The following is a 16,192-nucleotide window of genomic DNA, read 5'->3' on the forward strand; positions in this document are numbered from 1 at the left end:
TGACTTGGCCAAACCCCTTTCCTAAAGGGGCCGCGCCCTAGACGGGGTGCTTTGCCGCGCGTGCCGGGCCTTTTTAAAGAGGGGAGCAGCATGAGCGACGAACAATCCGGACGGGAGCCCGTTGGCGAGGATGCGCGCATCGATTCGCTGGACGAGCGGCTGAAGGCCGCCCGACAGCGTGAAGATGATCGCAACCGGCCGCAAGTGCAGGGGGCCGATGCGAACTATCGCATGGGGTCAAAGGTACTGGCGGAACTGCTTGGCGGGCTTATCGGAGGCGGGCTTATCGGCTGGGTCATTGACCGGTTCGCCGATACGTCGCCCTGGGGTCTGTTGGTGATGTTGTTCCTTGGGATCATCGTTGCCTTCAGGAACATCATACGGATTTCGAACCGGCGTCCCGACTGATCCCATTGGGGGGATAAGTAAGGGGCGCTGTCGTTCATAAGGCGACAGGGAAACACGCGTGGCAACCGAAGCCAAAGTCGACCCGATGCACCAGTTCACGATCGAGCCGATGTTCGGCACCGATCACCTGGAACTGCTGGGCTATAATATCGCCTTCACGAACTCGGCGCTGTGGATGGCGATCGCTGCCGTCGCGCTGTGGATCTTCGTGGCGGGCGGTCTGAAGCGTCAGCTGGTCCCCGGCCGTTGGCAGGTGGCCGTCGAAAGCTTCACCGGCTTTGTCGACGATATGCTGGAAGCGAACATTGGCAAGGAAGGGCGCAAGTACGTGCCCTATATCTTCTCGCTGTTCATGTTCATCCTGTTCGCGAACGTTCTGGGCCTGATGCCGCTGGGTGTCGTTGGCGTTCATCCCTTTACCTTTACCAGCCACTTCACGATCACCGGCATCCTCGCGATCATCAGCTTCGCGATCGTGCTGATCGTCGGATTCGCCAAGCACAAGTTCCATTTCTTCAGCCTGTTCGTGCCGCACGGCACGCCGTTGCCGATGATCCCGCTGATCTTCTGCATCGAACTGGTGTCGTTCATGGTTCGCCCGTTCAGCCTTGGCCTGCGACTGTTCGTCGCGATGATGGCCGGCCACGTCCTGCTGGAAGTGCTGTCCAGCTTCGTGATCGACGGGTTGAACGCGATGGCGACAGGCATCGGCCCGGTCGTCGCGGTACTCAGCTTCATTCTGATGGTGGCGATCTGCGCTCTGGAAATTCTGGTCGCCGGCATTCAGGCCTACGTCTTCGCGCTGTTGAGCTCGCTGTACATCAACGACGCAGAGAACCTTCACTAAGTTTATCTATCGCCAATTTTGGCCAATTATCTGAGATTCAAGGAAAAGGAGTTATGGAAATGGACGCAGAAAGCGCAAAGCTGATCGGTGCGGGCCTCGCTGCTATCGGTGCCGGCATGGCCGCCATCGGCGTGGGTAACGTCTTCGGTTCGTTCCTGGAAAGCGCGCTGCGCAACCCGGGTGCCGCCGACGGTCAGCAGGGCCGCCTGTTCATCGGCTTCGCCGCCGCCGAACTTCTCGGCCTGCTCTCGTTCGTCGTCGCGATGATCCTGATCTTCGTCGCCTGATCGAACGTACCGGCCTTTCCGGCTCGCCCATCGTGGCGGGCCGGGCAGGCCACCTGATTTGTTACTGCTTGAACACGTGACAGGACGCCATCCGCGATGCCCCAGATAAGCCAGTTGGCCGCGACCTACTCCAGCCAGATTTTCTGGCTGCTGCTGATTTTCGGTCTGGTCTTCTTCGTCATCGGCAAGGGTATGGTGCCCAAGGTGATGGATACCGTCGCCCTGCGTGACAAGCAGATTGCCGACGACCTTGCCGCTGCCGAACAGGCGCGCGCGAACGCCGATGCCGAGGAAGAGGCATGGCGCAAGCGTGAGAACGCCAATCGTGCAGAAGCACAGGCCGTCATCGCCAAGGCGAAGGCCGATGCCGCCGCCGCGACCGAAAAGAAGCTGAACGCCGCGCAAAAGCGCATCGACAAGAAACTCGCCGAAGCGGATGAGCGGATTGCCGAGGCGCGCGACGCCGCCGCCGCAGAGATCGAGGACGTCGCCAGCGAGGCGGCAGCCGAGATCGTGCAGCGTTTGGCCGGTATCGCGGTGTCGCCCGCAGCCGCACGCACGGCCGTGAAGGAGGCCCTCTAAATGTCCGGTTTCCTGACCGTTCTTGCCGCCACCGACGGTTCGGCCGTTGTCGAGGAGCATCTCGACAACGCCGATCACCTCGAAGGGCTTGAGGAAGATCACGGCGGCGAACATGCCGTTCCCGTCGCGTTCGGCTTTATCGGCCCGACGGCGTGGGTCAGCCTTGCGATGCTTACCTTTATCGCCATCCTGCTGTGGAAGGGCGTGCCCAAACTGATCACCGGCGGCCTCGACAAGAAGATTGCCGAGATCAAGTCGCAGCTGGACGAGGCCAAGACCTTGCGTGCCGAAGCCGAAGCCTTGCGCAAGGAATACGCCGACAAGATCGCAAATGCCGAAAAGGACGCTGCGGCCATGCTGGAGCATGCGCGCAGCGAGGCCGACGCGATTGTCGCCAAGGCCGAAACCGATGGCAAGGCGATGGTGGAGCGTCGCAAGAAGATGGCCGAGGAAAAGATCGCCGCTTCCGAGCGCGCCGCGGTCGAGGAACTGCGCGAACGCGCGGCTCGCGCTTCGGCTGCCGCGGCCGGTGCGATCATCGCCGAAAAGCACGACGCAAGTGCCGACGGCGCGCTGGTGGATCGCACGATCTCCGCGCTCTGAGCGCCTAGCCCTCTAAAGTTGCTGGAAAAATTGCGGCGGGTCGATCCTTTGGATCGACTCGTCGTTTTTTACATATTATTCCAGTTTGTGCAGGTGGTCGCAGCCTGTGCAAAAAAGGACGAGAGGGATGGGAGAGCTTCGCCAGCTAACGGCGTTGGGCGTCGATTACGGCAACCTTGTCTGGAATATCCTTGATCAGAGCCCCGATTGCATCAAGGTTCTCAGCCCGCTGGGGGAACTCGAATACATGAACCCGAACGGCCGGGTCGCGATGGAAATCGACGACTTTGCGCAGGTGTCGGGTCAGCCGCTGGCCGATCTGTGGCCAGAGGAAAGCCGCCCGTTGCTGCGCGACGCCATTTACAAAGCGGCACTGGGTCAGAAGAGCCGGTTCGAGGCATACTGTCCGACCGCCAAGGGCAATCCACGCTGGTGGGAAGTGTCGGTATCGCCGATCCGTGCGGCCGATGGGCGCGTTTCGCACGTGCTGTGCAGTTCGCGAGACTTGTCGTGGTGGAAGGAAGAGGAGCTGCGTAAGGAGGCCGCCGACGGCCGCGCCATGCACCGCGCGCGCAACCACCTTGCGGCCATCGGTGCCTTGGCGCGCTTGTCGCTGGGCGGCGATCCGCTGGGCAAACAGGTTTCGGCACGTTTGCTGGATCGGCTTGAGCGGCTGACGAGTGTATTCGACCTGATTTCCGACCGTGCTACCCTGATCCCGCTTGGTGTCATCGTTGATCGAAGCCTGTCGAAGATGCGGGGCGATCCGTCCTGCAGGATCGATCCTGCGCCCAAAGTCATGTCGACAGCGACACGGCGCGGACGGTGGCAATCGTGCTGGGTGAATTGGAAGCCAATGCGATTGCGCATGGCGCGCTGTCGTCACTGGGCGGTCGGGTCGATTTGGCACTTATGCGGGATTGCGGTCAGCTCGTCTTTGCGTGGCGCGAAACGCTGAATGCCGCGCCGACGACAATCGAACCGGCCAATGGCCTGCGCCTCGCGACCCGCCTTTCGGCAGGGATGGCTGAGCCACTGACCGTGGAGGTCGTTCCGGGCGGTCTGCTAGCCCGTTTCGCGATTGAGGTGACCTGAACGCCGCGCGGGGCGGTTAGAACGAATCCTTCGCGCTGCGCAGCGCCGCGAAGGTTTCGACCGCGTCGCCGCCGCCCCAGCGCGCCTGCATGTCCGGATCGTCGGCGCGCAGGAACGGGTTCGTCTCGCATTCGCGGCTGAGGCGGGCAGGCACGGTCGGGTCACCGCGTGAACGACGCTCGGCGATTTCCTCGACATAGGTTGCCAGCGCGCGGTTCTCCGGGTCGGCGTGGGTCGCAAAGCGCACGTTCGATTCGGTATATTCGTGCGCGCAGTAGAGCAGCGTTTCGCCCGGCAGATCGCGTACGCGTTTAAGGCTTGCCCAGAATTGCGGCGCGGTCCCTTCGAACATGCGTCCGCAACCCAGCGCGAAGACGGCATCGCCGACGAAGGCGATGCCTGCCGATGGTACGTGATAGGCGCAGTGCCCAATCGTGTGTCCGCCAACGTCTATCACGGTCGCTTCGTGAGCACCGATCCTGACGGTATCGCCGCCAGCGACAGTGCGGTCGATAGCCGCGATTTTCGGCGCTTCGACTTCCGGCGCGGTGATGGTGCATCCGGTGGCAGCTTTGATCGCCTCGTTCCCGCCAGCGTGATCGGGGTGCCAGTGCGTGTTCCAGATCTGGGTGATCTGCCAGCCTTTAGCGGCCGCCTCGCGCAAATAGGCGTCGGCGTCGGGCGTATCGATACAGACTGTTTCGTTGCTGTCGGTGTCGTGCAGCAGATAGCCGTAGTTGTCGGACAGGCAGGGGAACTGGTGAACTTCGAGCATGACGCCTCCTCTTGGCGTCACAGATAGGTGCTGGGCTTGGGGAATGCAAAAGGCCCGCCGACTCCAGGGGGAGCGGCGGGCCTGTCTGCTTTTGGCGGGGCCGTCACGGGCGTAAATCCCGTGATGCTCGACGGGCAGCTTGCGCTGCCCGCCACCGCCGACACTGCGGCTTAGTTCTTGCCCTTCAGCGCTTCGCCGAGGATGTCGCCCAGCGACGCGCCGGAATCGGACGAGCCGTACTGTTCCACGGCCTGCTTCTCTTCCGAGATCTGGCGTGCCTTGATCGAGAAGTTCGGCTTTTTGGTGCGGTCGAAACCGATAACCATTGCGTCGACCTTCTGACCGGTCTGGAAGCGATCGGGACGCTGTTCGTCGCGGTCGCGGCCAAGGTCCGAACGCTTGATGAAGCCGGTTGCGCCATCGTCGCCGACCTGAACTTCGAGGCCGCCATCGCGGACTTCGAGAACGGTGACGGTGACCACGTCGTTACGCTTGAGGCCCGATGCCGAGGCAGCGCCGTCAGCCGACGGGGCACCCTTTTCGAGCTGCTTCATGCCAAGGCTGATGCGTTCCTTGTCGGTGTCGACGTCCAGAACCACGGCCTGAACCTGCTCGCCCTTGCGGTGCAGGGCCAGCGCGTCTTCGCCGGAAATGCCCCACGCGATGTCCGACATGTGGACCATGCCGTCGACGTCGCCCGGAAGGCCGATGAACAGGCCGAACTCGGTCGCGTTCTTGACTTCGCCTTCGACGGTCGAGCCAACCGGGAACTTCTCTGCGAAATCGTCCCACGGGTTCGACTGGGCCTGCTTGAGGCCAAGGCTGATGCGGCGCTTGTCGGCGTCGACTTCCAGCACCATGACTTCGACTTCCTGGCTGGTCGAGACGATCTTGCCGGGGTGGACGTTCTTCTTGGTCCAGCTCATTTCCGAAACGTGGACCAGGCCTTCGATGCCCGCTTCCAGTTCGACGAACGCGCCGTATTCGGTGATGTTGGTGACGGTGCCGGCCAGCTTCGCGCCGACCGGGTACTTCGCACCGACGCCGTCCCACGGATCCGATTCCAGCTGCTTCATGCCAAGGCTGATGCGCTGCGTTTCGGGGTTGATGCGGACGATCTGGACGGTGACGGTGTCGCCGATGTTCACCACCTCGTTCGGGTGGTTGACGCGCTTGTAGCTCATGTCGGTGACATGCAGCAGGCCGTCGATACCGCCGAGGTCGACGAACGCACCGTAATCGGTGATGTTCTTGACGACGCCGTCGATGACCTGGCCTTCTTCAAGGTTGCCGATCAGTTCGCTGCGCTGTTCCGCGCGGGTCTCTTCAAGGACGGCGCGACGCGAAACGACGATGTTGCCGCGGCGGCGATCCATCTTGAGGATCTGGAACGGCTGCGGAATGCCCATCAGGGGCGCGATGTCGCGGACGGGGCGGATATCGACCTGCGAACCGGGCAGGAAGGCCACGGCGCCGTCGAGGTCGACGGTGAAGCCGCCCTTGACGCGGCCGAAGATCGAGCCTTCGACGCGCTTGCCTTCGCCGAATTCGCTTTCAAGGCGATCCCACGCGGCTTCGCGGCGGGCGCGGTCGCGGCTGAGCATCGCTTCGCCGTCGGCGTTCTCGACGCGGTCGACGAAAACTTCGACTTCGTCACCGACGTTGAGTTCGCCGTCTTCGCCGTTGCGGCCGAATTCAGCAAGGCGCACGCGGCCTTCGCTCTTCAGGCCGACGTCGATGATCGCCATGCCGTTTTCGATGTTGGTGACGGTGCCTTTGACGACACGGCCCTCGAAACCGCCATCGGCTTCGGAGCCGAGGGTTTCGTCGAGCATTTTCGCGAAATCGTCGCGAGTGGGATTGGCTGAAGTTGCCATGTGTTCAGGTCTTCCTGTTCTGTCTGCTACCGGCCACCGGTTTTACCGGGGTCTTTCACCGCCTCCCGCACCATTGCGGGGCTAGCGGGGCAAGAGGGCCGAGCTCTCCGCGATGGCCGAATACTGCCGCGAAGGTCCGTTAAAGCCGAGGCTGTTAGGGACGGGCGCGCGTCTAAGTCAGATGCGCGCGAAAGGCAAGGAAAACCGCGATCTTCGCGTTATTCGGCGGCCTTGCGGGCCAGCAGGTCGTCAACGATGCGGATCGCTTCGGCCAGCGACTGCGCGGCATTGAGGTTTGAATTGTCGAGCGTGACGGCATCGGGCGCTTCGACCAGCGGGGCCTCCGCCCGATTGCGGTCGCGCGCGTCGCGGGCGATCAGGTCCTCGCGGATCGCGTCCAGCGTCACGTCCTGACCCCGCCTTACCATCTCGGCATGGCGGCGCTGGGCGCGGGCCTCGACACTGGCGGTGACGAACAGCTTCACGTCGGCATCGGGCGCAATGACGGTGCCGATGTCGCGCCCGTCCAGCACCGCGCCGCCGGGGCGAGCGGCGAATTCACGCTGGCGTTCCAGCAGAGCGGCGCGCACGCGTTTGTGCACCGAGACTCGGCTTGCCAGCGCGCCGACGTTTTCGCCGCGCAATTCGGGGTCTTTGAGCAGCGAATCGGGAAAACCGGTTGCCTCTACCGCCGCCAGCGGATCATCCGGGTCGATACCCATCATCCGCGCCTGCATACCGACCGCCCGATAGAGCAATCCGGTGTCGAGGTGCGCCAGCCCATAATGCTTGGCCAAGCCGCGCGCGATCGTGCCTTTGCCGCTGGCGGTGGGGCCGTCGACGGCGATGACGATGCGGCGTTTCATTGGGCGCTCCTGCGATTGCGCATGGCCTTGACCAGACCCCAGATCGCGATGGCGGCCCAGAACCCTTCCAGCACCAGAGAGGGCAGGTTGGGGTGATAGACCAGCGATACGGTCAGCAAGGCCGCGCCCAGCAGGTTCACGCCATGCTGCACGAAAGGGTTCGGTTCGGCCTTTCCGGTCAGGTAGGCATAGGCGAAGATGATGCAGGCCATGCCGGCAAAGCCGACCAGCGTAGGCATGTCGATCGGCGGAACTGTCACTGGGCTGACGCGGCTTGTGCCAGCAGGACTTCGAATGTCGGGAAGCTGGTGCGGATCGGGGCGGTATCGTCCACCTCCACGCCGCCAGTGCTGGCAAGGCCCGCGATGGCCATGCTCATGGCGATGCGGTGGTCGAGGTGGGTGACGACTGCTTCGTCGGTGGTGGTGCCGGTAAGCGGCGTACCGCCCGTGCCATCAATGACAAGGCCGTCTTCGCGTTCTTCGATACGCGCACCCGCCAGCGTCAGCGCAGCGGCCATCGCGGCAAGGCGGTCCGATTCCTTGACGCGCAACTCGTCCAATCCGCTCGTGACCGTGCGCCCCTTGGCGAGCGAGGCGGCGACGAACAGCACGGGAAACTCGTCGATCATCGCAGGCGCTACCGCCGGATCGACATCGATCCCGGTCAGCGCGGAATGCCGCACGCGCAAGTCGGCGACCGGCTCTCCACCAACTTCGCGGCGGTCCAGTTCTTCGATGCTTCCGCCCATCTGGCGCAGCACATCGAACAGAGCGGCGCGGGTGGGGTTCAGGCCGACATTCTCGATCACGAGGTCGCTGCCTTCGACAAGCAATGCCGCGACGACGAAAAACGCGGCGGAGGACGGATCACCCGGCACCACGATCTGCTGAGCACGAAGGTTTGCCTCGCCGTGAATGCGGATTACGCGGTCGCCGTCGATCTCCTCGACGGTCAACTGCGCACCGAACCCTGTCAGCATGCGTTCGGTATGGTCGCGCGTCGGCACTGGCTCGATCACTGTCGTTATGCCCGGCGTGTTCAGGCCGGCCAGCAGCACCGCGCTCTTCACCTGCGCGCTGGCGACCGGCAGGCGATATTCGATTGGCACTGCCGGATGCGCGCCGCGCATCGTCAGCGGCAGCGTCTGAGAATTGTTGGCACCCGGCGCGCAAGTGAAATCCGCGCCCATCTGCGACAGCGGTTCGGTCACGCGCCCCATCGGGCGTTTCGACAGGCTGGCATCGCCGGTCAGCGTCGCGGTAATCCCGTGACTGGCGATCACGCCCATCAGCAGGCGGGTCGAAGTGCCCGAATTGCCCATGTCCAGCGCTGCCTGCGGTTGCAGCAAGCCGCCGACGCCTACGCCGTCGATGTTCCAGGCGCCGTCGCGGGTCCGTTCTACGCCCGCGCCCATCGCACGCATCGCGGCGGCGGTGGCCATCACGTCTTCGCCTTCCAGCAACCCGGTCACGGTGGTGCGGCCCACGGCCAGCGCGCCGAACATGATCGAACGGTGGCTGATCGATTTGTCGCCCGGCACACGGACCCGTCCGGTCAACGGTCCAGCGACGGAAAAGCGGCGGGGAGAGGGCGTTTCAGGTTGGCTCATCAGAAAGGTAACGGCTCCGGTTCGGCGGCGGCTTTTGACAGGGGCGCGCCCCTATGGCAAGGCGCGCGCTTCGTCGCGGGGCCAAGGTCGCTTGCAGGCCCGATTCCGCGCACCCAGATATCGCCAGAACACGCAAATACCACCAAACGCGCCCCGCATCCGGGGCAACCAGACGAGGAAATTCATGGTCAAGCCAGAATGGGGTGCAAAGCACACCTGCCCGAAGTGCGGCACCCGCTTCTACGATCTCGGCAAGGACGATCCGGTCACCTGCATCGAATGCGGCAACGAATGGACGCCCGAGCCGGTGCTGAAGTCGAAACAGCCGATCCCGTACGAGGAACAGAAGCAAACCGAAAAGCAGGACGATAGCGATCTTGGCGACGACGATCTGGACATCGACGTCGACGACGATGACGATTCGCCCGACAACGATGTCGATCTTGGCGGCGACGACGATCTTGGCGTGACCAAGGCCAAGGACGACGACAGCGACGATACCTGATCCGCGAATGCGCCGCCTGTTCGGTTAAATCGGACAGGCGGCAAAAACGCGAAATTTCCCTCTTGCATGGGGGAAGGCCGGTCCCTAAAGAGCGGCTCCCGACGCGCTTCGGCACAGTCGGAAACGGTTCGCCACCCAGGCCGGGCCGCAGATGAAAATCGATGGATTTCGGGGCCGTAGCTCAGCTGGGAGAGCGCTACAATGGCATTGTAGAGGTCAGGGGTTCGATCCCCCTCGGCTCCACCATCGATCTCCCCACCTTTCCTGCACATCATGCCCGGCGCGGTTGCGCCCGGCGCAGCGCTGGCTATTAGCCGCGGGGCAGGAGGTGCCTTATGGCCAAACGCTACTGGCTGATGAAATCCGAACCCGACGTCTATTCGTGGGACGACCTTTGCGAAGAGGGTGAGGGGACGTGGGACGGCGTGCGCAACTATCGTGCGCGCAACAACCTCGCCGCCATGAAAAAGGGCGAGCGGTTCTTCTTCTACCATTCCAACATCGGGCTGGAGATCGTCGGCATTGCCGAGATCAGCGTGGCGGGCATCACCGATCCCACCGATGAGACGGGCAAGTGGGCCGCAGTGAAGGTGAAGCCGGTGAAGAAGCTGGACCATCCGGTCACGCTGAAACAGGTGAAGGCGACGCCCGAACTGGCCGAGATGGAACTGGTCAAGCAATCGCGCCTGTCCGTGAGCGAGGTCATGCCCGACGAGTGGAAAAAAATCCTGTCGATGTCCAAAAAAGGCTGATCTTTCCATCGCTTCGCGGCCTGAGCGGGATGCGATGGTTAACGCCATTGTCCCGGTCCGGGGCAGAGGGCGCAAGACGTCTTGGATAGCTACGTAAAGGCCCGTATTTAAGGAACGGTTACCGCGCGCGAGACGTTAATCGGGTGAACCAACCCACAGGATTACCGCACCGCACGCGATACAGATCAGGAGCCTGACGCCCGATGCCGACTGCCGCCCTCGAACCCGCTCGTGAGCCCGCACTGGCCCCCACCGCCGCCCCGCGCCGGTTCCGGGCGGCCATGCTGCGGCGGCCGACATTCGGGCGACGCAAGGGCGCGGCGTTGCCGCCGATTGCGGAAGACGACACCGGCACGTTCAGGATTACCAATCAGGACGTGCGCGATTTCCTGATGGCCTATTCGGCTTGCTTTATGGCGGTGATCGGCTTCTTCGCCTGATCGCCTATTCCGCGATGGCGGGCTCTTCGATTTCTGCCTGATAGAGTATCCAGCCCAACCACGCCGAGATCACGCACATCGCCGCCGCCAGAAGCAACTGATCCACGATCGCAACGCCCAGCCACGTCAGGCCCATCGCGATAAGGGCCCCGGCGGCCATCGCAGCAGAGTTGACGATATTGTTCGCCGCAACAGTTCGTGCGGTTTGCGACTTGTCGACCACGGTGGTCAGAAACGCATAGAGCGGCACGACGAAAATGCCGCCCGCGACCGCGATGCCCAACAGGCACAACAGCAGCGGAATCGCCAAGGGCTGCACCACGAACTCGCTGATCGAATAAAGCCCTTCGTGCTGCGGCCATGCCTTGCAGACGAGGTGGAAAGCCACGACGAACAGGCCCATAACCACGACCGCCGCAGGGGCATGGCGGGCCGAAACCTCTCCCTTCAACAGCGCGTTGATGGTCATCGACCCGGCTGCGACTCCGATGGAAAAGACGACGAGGAACAGGCTGGCCACTTCCTTGCTTGCGGTCAGCACGTTCTTCGCAAGTGGCGGGAACTCGATGAACAGCACCGCGCCGATGGTCCAGAAAAAGCTGATCGCAAGGATCGCGTAGAATACCCGCTTTTCCTCCATCGTGGCGCGCACGACGTTGATCGAGGAGCGGATGATGTTGAAATCCACCGACTCGCCCACGGCCTGAGCCGGAGCAGGGGGGACCTGACGCCCGCTGAACCAGCCGATGACCGCGATAATCATGACGATCGCGGCGGCGATTTCCACCGCGATGAACCCGGCAAGGATCGTGCCCGCCAGCACAGCGAGATAGGTTGCCGCCTCGATCAGGCCGGTGCCCGCCAGCACCTCATTCTTCTGCAAGTGCTGCGGCAGGATCGCGTACTTGATCGGTCCGAAAAACGTCGAATGCGCGCCAAGTCCGGTCAAAGCCACCAGCATCAGGGGAATCGCAACCGTCGTGACGGCGATGTCCAGCCACGCCAGTATCAACCCGCCCGCGCCGATCGCCATGATCCCGATTTCGGCCAGCTTCACCCATCGGATAATCGCCGCCTTGTCGCGCATATCGGCCAGTTGTCCCGATACGGCGGAAAACAGCACATAGGGCAGGGTGAACAGGCCCGACGCGATGGCAGAGAACTGCGCCTCCTGCTCTGCCGTGCTGTAAACCTGATACACGACGAACAGCACCATCGCGTTCTTGTACAGGTTATCGTTGAACGCCCCCAGCAGCTGGGTGACGAACAGGGGCAGGAAACGGCGCCGGGTGAGAAGGTGGGTGGTAGTCGTCATGCGGGGGTGTGGCACCCGTGCTTAATGGGGACAGGCGATAGGGCAACCCCCGACAACGCTTTTGCCCGGCGCGCTTTCACGCTATGCGCCGGGATGAGACACGATCGCGGACCATGCTGACCCTTCCAAACATCCTGACCCTGTCGCGCATTTTCGCGGTTCCCTTGCTGGTTACGCTGTTGTGGTGGCCTGACTGGACGTTGGGCCACTGGATCGCTTTTGCGCTTTATTGTGTCGCGGGCATTACCGATTATTTCGACGGGATGCTGGCGCGGGCCAGCGGGCGGGTCAGCCGACTGGGCATCTTTCTGGATCCGATCGCCGACAAGATCATGGTCGCCGCCGTCATCCTGGTGCTGGTCCACACCGGTATCATACCGGGAATTCATGTTCTGGCGGCTCTCGTCATCCTGTTAAGAGAGATAATGGTCTCGGGGCTGAGAGAGTTCCTTGCGGGCGTCCAGGTTTCGGTTCCGGTGTCGAAACTGGCCAAGTGGAAAACGACGTTTCAGATGCTGTCGCTGGGCGCGTTGATCGTGTCTGGCGCATTGCCGAACGTGGCGTTCGTGTACTGGACGGGGATGATCTCTCTATGGGCTGCGGCGCTGCTGACGGCGATAACCGGTTGGGATTACCTGCGGATCGGCCTGCGCCACATGGATTAGGGCGATCGTTTCGTGCGGTACGATTGACGTGTGACAGCGCGATCCTTACAACTCTTTCATGTTAAAGCGATTTCGCGAACGATATCTGGACCTTCTGGGGTCGATCTACCTTTATAACGAGCATCGAGGATATACCGCGATCGATCGAGTCCTCGATGCGATCCGCGCTCGTTCGCCCGACGATCATGTCTTGATCGCGGCGGTGGAACGCCACCGCGCGGACGAGCGCAAGCACTACGACATGTTCCGCCGCTGGTTCGAATTGCGCGGAGCGATGCCGCTGTCGGTGGATCGCACCTGCGGGCATATCGACCGGTTTGTCGAGATCATGTTTCGCAAGCGTATCGACGATCTGGATACGCAAAAGGTGATCGACGACGACGGCCAGTTCGAAAAGCTCTGCCGCGTGATCTCGCTGACCGAGCAGCGCGGGTTCCGGCAGGTCGAGATATTGCTGGCGCATCCCTTGGTGCGTGACGACAAGGTGCTGATGAAGATCTTCGCCATCATCCATCGCGACGAACCGAGCCACTGGGCGCCTTACGATGGCTGGCTGAAGGCCAACGGCAAGCGCGATCCGAAATGGTGGGAGCGGGCGGTTGACACCTTCATCCATTCCGAACTGCTGTTCCTGAAACTGCCCGCATTGTTCGTGAACCCCTTCGTGCGGCGGCGGGGGGATTGGCCCGATGCGCACGACGCGGCACCGGTTGGGCCGAATGCCCGCGAACTGGCGCTTCTCGCGGAATGAGCGGCGTGGGCGCTGCGGCGGCCAAGGTCGTCGCCGATCATCGCAAGGGTGGGTTGATCGCGCGGCTGTTTTCCCGGCGGGCGGCGGCCATGCTGGGGCGCAACACGGTTGCGTCGTGCCTGGCCTTTGCGGTCAGCTTTTCGGTCCTGTGGGTGCTGGTCGAACGATTCGCCGTGGGCGAGGTTCTGGCGGCCACCGTCGGCTTCGTCGTCGCCAATTCGCTGCACTACCTGTTGGGCCGAACGTGGATTTTCCGGGGTACTGACCGTGCGGTGGGCAAGGGTTATGTCTATTTCCTCGCCACCGGGGGCATGGGGCTGGCCATTACGATGGGCCTCTATGCGTTGGTGCTGGAATATACCGCGATCAACTACCTCGTCGCGCGGGTGTTCGTGTCGGTCTTTGCCGGACTGGCGATGTTCACGATCAACGCGACATTGAACTTCCGCCGACTATAAGCGCCGCATCACGGGCGGAGGGATCGGATGCGCATCGCGCTGTTTTCGGGCAATTACAATTATCTGCGCGAAGGCGCGAATCAGGCGTTGAACCGCCTCGTCGGCTGGCTGGAGGGCACGGCGGGGCATCAGGTTCGGGTCTATTCGCCTGTTACCGATACCCCCGCTTTCGAGCCTGCCGGAACGCTGGTGCCGGTCCCATCGATTGCCTTGCCGGTGCGGAGCGAGTTTCGGCTGGCGACGGGTTTGCCCAAAGCGATCCGGCGCAACATCGCGCAGTTCAAACCAGACATCGTGCACGTCTCCACGCCCGACATCCTGAACACCCGCGCGCAGACTTTCGCCAAGCAAATCGGCGTGCCCGTGGTCGCCAGTCAGCACACCCTGTTCGAGACCTATCTCGACTATTACCGCATAGGCTGGCTGCGCCCACTGGCCGAAGCGCATCTGGACCGGTTCTATCGCCGCAGCGACCATGTCGTTACGCCGACCGAAACACTGGCGGCGCAGATGCGCGAAACGCGGGGCGATCGGCGGGCCAGCGTCTGGAGCCGGGGTATTGACCGCGCTTTGTTCGATCCCGCGAGGCGTTCGCCGGATTGGCGGCGTGCACAGGGCATCGCTGATCACGAAATCGCGGTGCTGTTTTTCGGGCGGCTGGTGCTGGAAAAGGGCATCGCCGACTATGTCGAGGCGATCCGCCGTTTGCGGGCGCAAGGTCTGCCCGTCCGCCCGCTGGTGGTGGGTGAGGGGCCGGGGCGCAGCGCGTTCGGCCCGCTCGACGATGCGGTGCTGACTGGGCATCTGGAGGGCGAAGCATTGGCCCGCGCGGTGGCGAGCGCCGATCTCTTTCACCATCCCAGCACGACCGAGACGTTTGGCAACGTCGTGCTGGAAGGTTTGGCGGCGGGCTTGCCGATTGTCGCCGCCGATGCGCCGGGATCGCGCGAATTGCTCGATCACGGGGCGGCGGGGGTTCTCTACGCACCGCGCGATCTGGATGCGGCGGTCGCGGCGTTGGCTGGGCTTGCTGCCGACCGGGACAGTCGCAAAGCTATGGTTAAGGCCGCCCGCAACCGCAGCGGGGGCTTTTCCTGGGACGCCGCCTCCGCTTCGGTAGAGCAGGTCTATCGCGACCTGCTCGGCGATACCCGCCCATAAAAAAGGGGCACCCGCAGGCGCCCCTCTCTTATTGGGATCGATCCGGCTCTCAGAGCTGGCCGAGCATGTGCTCTGCGCTCGATACCTCGAAGCTGCCGCCTTCTTCGACATTCAGCTGCGTGACCTTGCCGTCGTCGACAACCGCCGACCAACGCGATCCGCGCTGGCCCAGGCCAAAGCCCGAACCGTCCATCGTCAGGCCCAGCGCCTTGGCCATCTCGCCATTGCCGTCGGCCAGCATGGTGATCGCTTCGGAACCGTCGCGTTCCTTCCACGCCTGCATGACGAAGGGATCGTTGACGGCGGTGCAGGCGATTTCGTCCACGCCCTTGGCCTTCAGTTCGTCCGCCTTTTCGACGAAGCCCGGCAGGTGCTTGGCCGAACAGGTCGGGGTGAACGCGCCCGGAACCGAGAACAGCGCGACTTTCTTGCCCGCGAAGTAATCCTTCGACGAAACCTTTTCCGGACCCTCCGAGGTTGCCTTTACCAGCGTCACATCGGGCAGCGAGTCCCCAACCGAAATCGTCATGTGCTTATCCTTTCAAGCGTGTCTTGCGCAGGCGACAGATAGCGACGGTCTGTGACACCGCAAGGCGTGACCCGCCGTATCGTGGTTAAAATCGCTTTACTGCCTGCCTTTAAGTTTCCGTAAAGTTATTGGCGGAGGCTGCACCCCATCGAAGACCAGCCAGATTCATCGATCGGGGAGCATCAACAATGGGAATTTTCGGAAAGTTCATTGCGACCGCGGCATCGGCCGGGCTTGTCGCCGCCGCCTTCACGCCGGCTCAGGCCGCAGCCAGCGACTATTCCAGCGCCGAAAAGCTGCGCAAGCTGGACATCATGCTGATGGTGACCGCGCTGCGCTGCCGCCATGGGGCCGACGGGTTTCAGCGCGATTACGACAAGTTTGCGGTGAAGCATAACGTCGCGCTGCAGGGTGCCGCCCGCACGCTGCAAACGTCGTATAACAGCAAGTACGGCGCCAAGGGTGCCAAGCGTCATCTGGACAAGATCAGCGTCAGCATGGCCAACCAGTACGGTCAGGGCCATCCTTGGCTGGAATGCGCGGAATTGAAGCAGGTAACCAGCGATCTCGCCGCGGATCGGGACAGCCACCGACTCCTGGCGGCGGCTGACCAGTTGCTTGCAAAAAGCCGGCCCGCGCGCTTCGCTTCCTCCTTTTAAAGTGA

At 62.8% G+C, this 16,192-nt stretch carries 21 protein-coding genes and 1 tRNA gene; 15 read left to right on the forward strand and 7 right to left on the reverse strand.

The window, feature by feature from the left end:
- Window positions 1–90 precede the first annotated feature (90 nt).
- The 6 genes from AB433_RS06280 to AB433_RS06305 all read left to right on the forward strand — a co-directional run bounded on the left by AB433_RS06280 (window position 91) and on the right by AB433_RS06305 (window position 3,685).
- Entirely contained in the window at window positions 91–408 is a 318-nt protein-coding gene (locus AB433_RS06280; protein WP_047820364.1) for an AtpZ/AtpI family protein, read from the forward strand.
- Window positions 409–466: 58 nt separating this feature from the next.
- Window positions 467–1,255, forward strand: a complete 789-nt coding sequence (locus AB433_RS06285; protein ID WP_047820365.1) for a F0F1 ATP synthase subunit A — start codon at window positions 467–469, stop codon at window positions 1,253–1,255.
- A 59-nt stretch (window positions 1,256–1,314) separates the two neighbouring features.
- The gene (locus AB433_RS06290; protein ID WP_047823470.1) at window positions 1,315–1,542 is read left to right on the forward strand and encodes a F0F1 ATP synthase subunit C; all 228 of its coding nucleotides are present in this window, start codon (window positions 1,315–1,317) and stop codon (window positions 1,540–1,542) included.
- 96 nt (window positions 1,543–1,638) lie between these two features.
- Complete coding sequence (locus AB433_RS06295) at window positions 1,639–2,124, forward strand: F0F1 ATP synthase subunit B family protein (protein ID WP_047820366.1); 486 nt, start codon at window positions 1,639–1,641, stop codon at window positions 2,122–2,124.
- A complete protein-coding gene (locus AB433_RS06300) occupies window positions 2,125–2,727 on the forward strand; it encodes a F0F1 ATP synthase subunit B family protein (protein ID WP_047820367.1) in 603 nt (200 codons plus the stop codon).
- Window positions 2,728–2,854: 127 nt separating this feature from the next.
- Window positions 2,855–3,685 (forward strand): PAS domain-containing protein, encoded by an 831-nt coding sequence (locus tag AB433_RS06305; RefSeq protein WP_047820368.1) that lies wholly within the window; start codon window positions 2,855–2,857, stop codon window positions 3,683–3,685.
- A gap of 153 nt (window positions 3,686–3,838) precedes the next feature.
- Here AB433_RS06305 and gloB read toward each other — a convergent pair whose 3' ends face one another.
- The 5 genes from gloB to aroA all read right to left on the reverse strand — a co-directional run bounded on the left by gloB (window position 3,839) and on the right by aroA (window position 8,952).
- Window positions 3,839–4,597 (reverse strand): hydroxyacylglutathione hydrolase, encoded by a 759-nt coding sequence (gloB, locus tag AB433_RS06315; RefSeq protein WP_047820370.1) that lies wholly within the window; start codon window positions 4,595–4,597, stop codon window positions 3,839–3,841.
- 170 nt (window positions 4,598–4,767) lie between these two features.
- Window positions 4,768–6,474: a 30S ribosomal protein S1 gene (gene rpsA, locus AB433_RS06320; protein ID WP_047820371.1), complete on the reverse strand. Its 1,707-nt coding sequence runs from the start codon at window positions 6,472–6,474 to the stop codon at window positions 4,768–4,770.
- 218 nt (window positions 6,475–6,692) lie between these two features.
- Window positions 6,693–7,328, reverse strand: coding sequence for a (d)CMP kinase (locus tag AB433_RS06325; RefSeq protein WP_047823472.1), 636 nt, complete (start codon window positions 7,326–7,328; stop codon window positions 6,693–6,695).
- An 8-nt stretch (window positions 7,329–7,336) separates the two neighbouring features.
- Window positions 7,337–7,579 carry a CBU_0592 family membrane protein gene (locus tag AB433_RS06330; protein ID WP_047823474.1) on the reverse strand — a complete coding sequence of 81 codons (243 nt, stop codon included), beginning with the start codon at window positions 7,577–7,579 and terminating at the stop codon, window positions 7,337–7,339.
- A 17-nt stretch (window positions 7,580–7,596) separates the two neighbouring features.
- Complete coding sequence (gene aroA / locus AB433_RS06335) at window positions 7,597–8,952, reverse strand: 3-phosphoshikimate 1-carboxyvinyltransferase (protein WP_047820372.1); 1,356 nt, start codon at window positions 8,950–8,952, stop codon at window positions 7,597–7,599.
- A 184-nt stretch (window positions 8,953–9,136) separates the two neighbouring features.
- On the opposite strand from aroA, the gene AB433_RS06340 reads away from it, so the two are divergent.
- The 4 genes from AB433_RS06340 to AB433_RS06355 all read left to right on the forward strand — a co-directional run bounded on the left by AB433_RS06340 (window position 9,137) and on the right by AB433_RS06355 (window position 10,649).
- Entirely contained in the window at window positions 9,137–9,457 is a 321-nt protein-coding gene (locus AB433_RS06340) for an FYDLN acid domain-containing protein (protein WP_047820373.1), read from the forward strand.
- A gap of 170 nt (window positions 9,458–9,627) precedes the next feature.
- Window positions 9,628–9,703 (forward strand) — tRNA-Ala (locus AB433_RS06345).
- 89 nt (window positions 9,704–9,792) lie between these two features.
- On the forward strand, window positions 9,793–10,209 hold the full coding sequence (locus AB433_RS06350; protein ID WP_047820374.1) for an EVE domain-containing protein: 417 nt from the start codon (window positions 9,793–9,795) through the stop codon (window positions 10,207–10,209).
- A 203-nt stretch (window positions 10,210–10,412) separates the two neighbouring features.
- On the forward strand, window positions 10,413–10,649 hold the full coding sequence (locus AB433_RS06355) for a hypothetical protein (protein WP_047820375.1): 237 nt from the start codon (window positions 10,413–10,415) through the stop codon (window positions 10,647–10,649).
- 4 nt (window positions 10,650–10,653) lie between these two features.
- On the opposite strand, the gene AB433_RS06360 is transcribed toward AB433_RS06355, so the two are convergent.
- On the reverse strand, window positions 10,654–11,964 hold the full coding sequence (locus tag AB433_RS06360) for an MFS transporter (RefSeq protein ID WP_047820376.1): 1,311 nt from the start codon (window positions 11,962–11,964) through the stop codon (window positions 10,654–10,656).
- A gap of 113 nt (window positions 11,965–12,077) precedes the next feature.
- Between AB433_RS06360 and pgsA the strand changes: the two genes are divergently transcribed.
- From pgsA to AB433_RS06380, 4 genes are read left to right on the forward strand one after another with little or no spacing between them, the layout of a single operon-like run.
- Window positions 12,078–12,629: a CDP-diacylglycerol--glycerol-3-phosphate 3-phosphatidyltransferase gene (gene pgsA / locus AB433_RS06365; RefSeq protein WP_047823476.1), complete on the forward strand. Its 552-nt coding sequence runs from the start codon at window positions 12,078–12,080 to the stop codon at window positions 12,627–12,629.
- 58 nt (window positions 12,630–12,687) lie between these two features.
- Window positions 12,688–13,380: a hypothetical protein gene (locus AB433_RS06370; protein WP_047820377.1), complete on the forward strand. Its 693-nt coding sequence runs from the start codon at window positions 12,688–12,690 to the stop codon at window positions 13,378–13,380.
- Window positions 13,377–13,838: a GtrA family protein gene (locus AB433_RS06375; RefSeq protein ID WP_053059021.1), complete on the forward strand. Its 462-nt coding sequence runs from the start codon at window positions 13,377–13,379 to the stop codon at window positions 13,836–13,838. Before AB433_RS06370 ends, AB433_RS06375 begins: the two co-directional genes overlap by 4 nt.
- Window positions 13,839–13,865: 27 nt before the next feature.
- Window positions 13,866–14,999: a glycosyltransferase family 4 protein gene (locus tag AB433_RS06380; RefSeq protein WP_047820378.1), complete on the forward strand. Its 1,134-nt coding sequence runs from the start codon at window positions 13,866–13,868 to the stop codon at window positions 14,997–14,999.
- Between the two features lie 49 nt (window positions 15,000–15,048).
- Here the strand turns inward: AB433_RS06380 and AB433_RS06385 are convergent, their stop codons facing one another.
- A complete protein-coding gene (locus tag AB433_RS06385) occupies window positions 15,049–15,528 on the reverse strand; it encodes a peroxiredoxin (protein WP_047820379.1) in 480 nt (159 codons plus the stop codon).
- Between the two features lie 188 nt (window positions 15,529–15,716).
- Between AB433_RS06385 and AB433_RS06390 the strand changes: the two genes are divergently transcribed.
- Window positions 15,717–16,187, forward strand: a complete 471-nt coding sequence (locus AB433_RS06390; RefSeq protein WP_221403562.1) for an S-adenosyl-L-homocysteine hydrolase — start codon at window positions 15,717–15,719, stop codon at window positions 16,185–16,187.
- The last annotated feature ends 5 nt before the right edge of the window (window positions 16,188–16,192 follow it).

Source organism: Croceicoccus naphthovorans (assembly GCF_001028705.1).
GTDB lineage: Bacteria > Pseudomonadota > Alphaproteobacteria > Sphingomonadales > Sphingomonadaceae > Croceicoccus > Croceicoccus naphthovorans.

Coding starts and splice junctions, on each gene's coding strand:
- AB433_RS06370 (WP_047820377.1), top strand. CDS start 12,688: ATGTTAAAGCGATTTCGCGAACGATATCTGGACCTTCTGGGGTCGATC.
- AB433_RS06375 (WP_053059021.1), top strand. CDS start 13,377: ATGAGCGGCGTGGGCGCTGCGGCGGCCAAGGTCGTCGCCGATCATCGC.
- AB433_RS06300 (WP_047820367.1), top strand. CDS start 2,125: ATGTCCGGTTTCCTGACCGTTCTTGCCGCCACCGACGGTTCGGCCGTT.
- AB433_RS06340 (WP_047820373.1), top strand. CDS start 9,137: ATGGTCAAGCCAGAATGGGGTGCAAAGCACACCTGCCCGAAGTGCGGC.
- AB433_RS06390 (WP_221403562.1), top strand. CDS start 15,717: ATGGGAATTTTCGGAAAGTTCATTGCGACCGCGGCATCGGCCGGGCTT.
- AB433_RS06355 (WP_047820375.1), top strand. CDS start 10,413: ATGCCGACTGCCGCCCTCGAACCCGCTCGTGAGCCCGCACTGGCCCCC.
- AB433_RS06280 (WP_047820364.1), top strand. CDS start 91: ATGAGCGACGAACAATCCGGACGGGAGCCCGTTGGCGAGGATGCGCGC.
- aroA (WP_047820372.1), bottom strand. CDS start 8,952: ATGAGCCAACCTGAAACGCCCTCTCCCCGCCGCTTTTCCGTCGCTGGA.
- gloB (WP_047820370.1), bottom strand. CDS start 4,597: ATGCTCGAAGTTCACCAGTTCCCCTGCCTGTCCGACAACTACGGCTAT.
- AB433_RS06385 (WP_047820379.1), bottom strand. CDS start 15,528: ATGACGATTTCGGTTGGGGACTCGCTGCCCGATGTGACGCTGGTAAAG.
- rpsA (WP_047820371.1), bottom strand. CDS start 6,474: ATGGCAACTTCAGCCAATCCCACTCGCGACGATTTCGCGAAAATGCTC.
- AB433_RS06330 (WP_047823474.1), bottom strand. CDS start 7,579: ATGCCTACGCTGGTCGGCTTTGCCGGCATGGCCTGCATCATCTTCGCC.
- AB433_RS06305 (WP_047820368.1), top strand. CDS start 2,855: ATGGGAGAGCTTCGCCAGCTAACGGCGTTGGGCGTCGATTACGGCAAC.
- AB433_RS06360 (WP_047820376.1), bottom strand. CDS start 11,964: ATGACGACTACCACCCACCTTCTCACCCGGCGCCGTTTCCTGCCCCTG.
- pgsA (WP_047823476.1), top strand. CDS start 12,078: ATGCTGACCCTTCCAAACATCCTGACCCTGTCGCGCATTTTCGCGGTT.
- AB433_RS06380 (WP_047820378.1), top strand. CDS start 13,866: ATGCGCATCGCGCTGTTTTCGGGCAATTACAATTATCTGCGCGAAGGC.
- AB433_RS06350 (WP_047820374.1), top strand. CDS start 9,793: ATGGCCAAACGCTACTGGCTGATGAAATCCGAACCCGACGTCTATTCG.
- AB433_RS06290 (WP_047823470.1), top strand. CDS start 1,315: ATGGACGCAGAAAGCGCAAAGCTGATCGGTGCGGGCCTCGCTGCTATC.
- AB433_RS06295 (WP_047820366.1), top strand. CDS start 1,639: ATGCCCCAGATAAGCCAGTTGGCCGCGACCTACTCCAGCCAGATTTTC.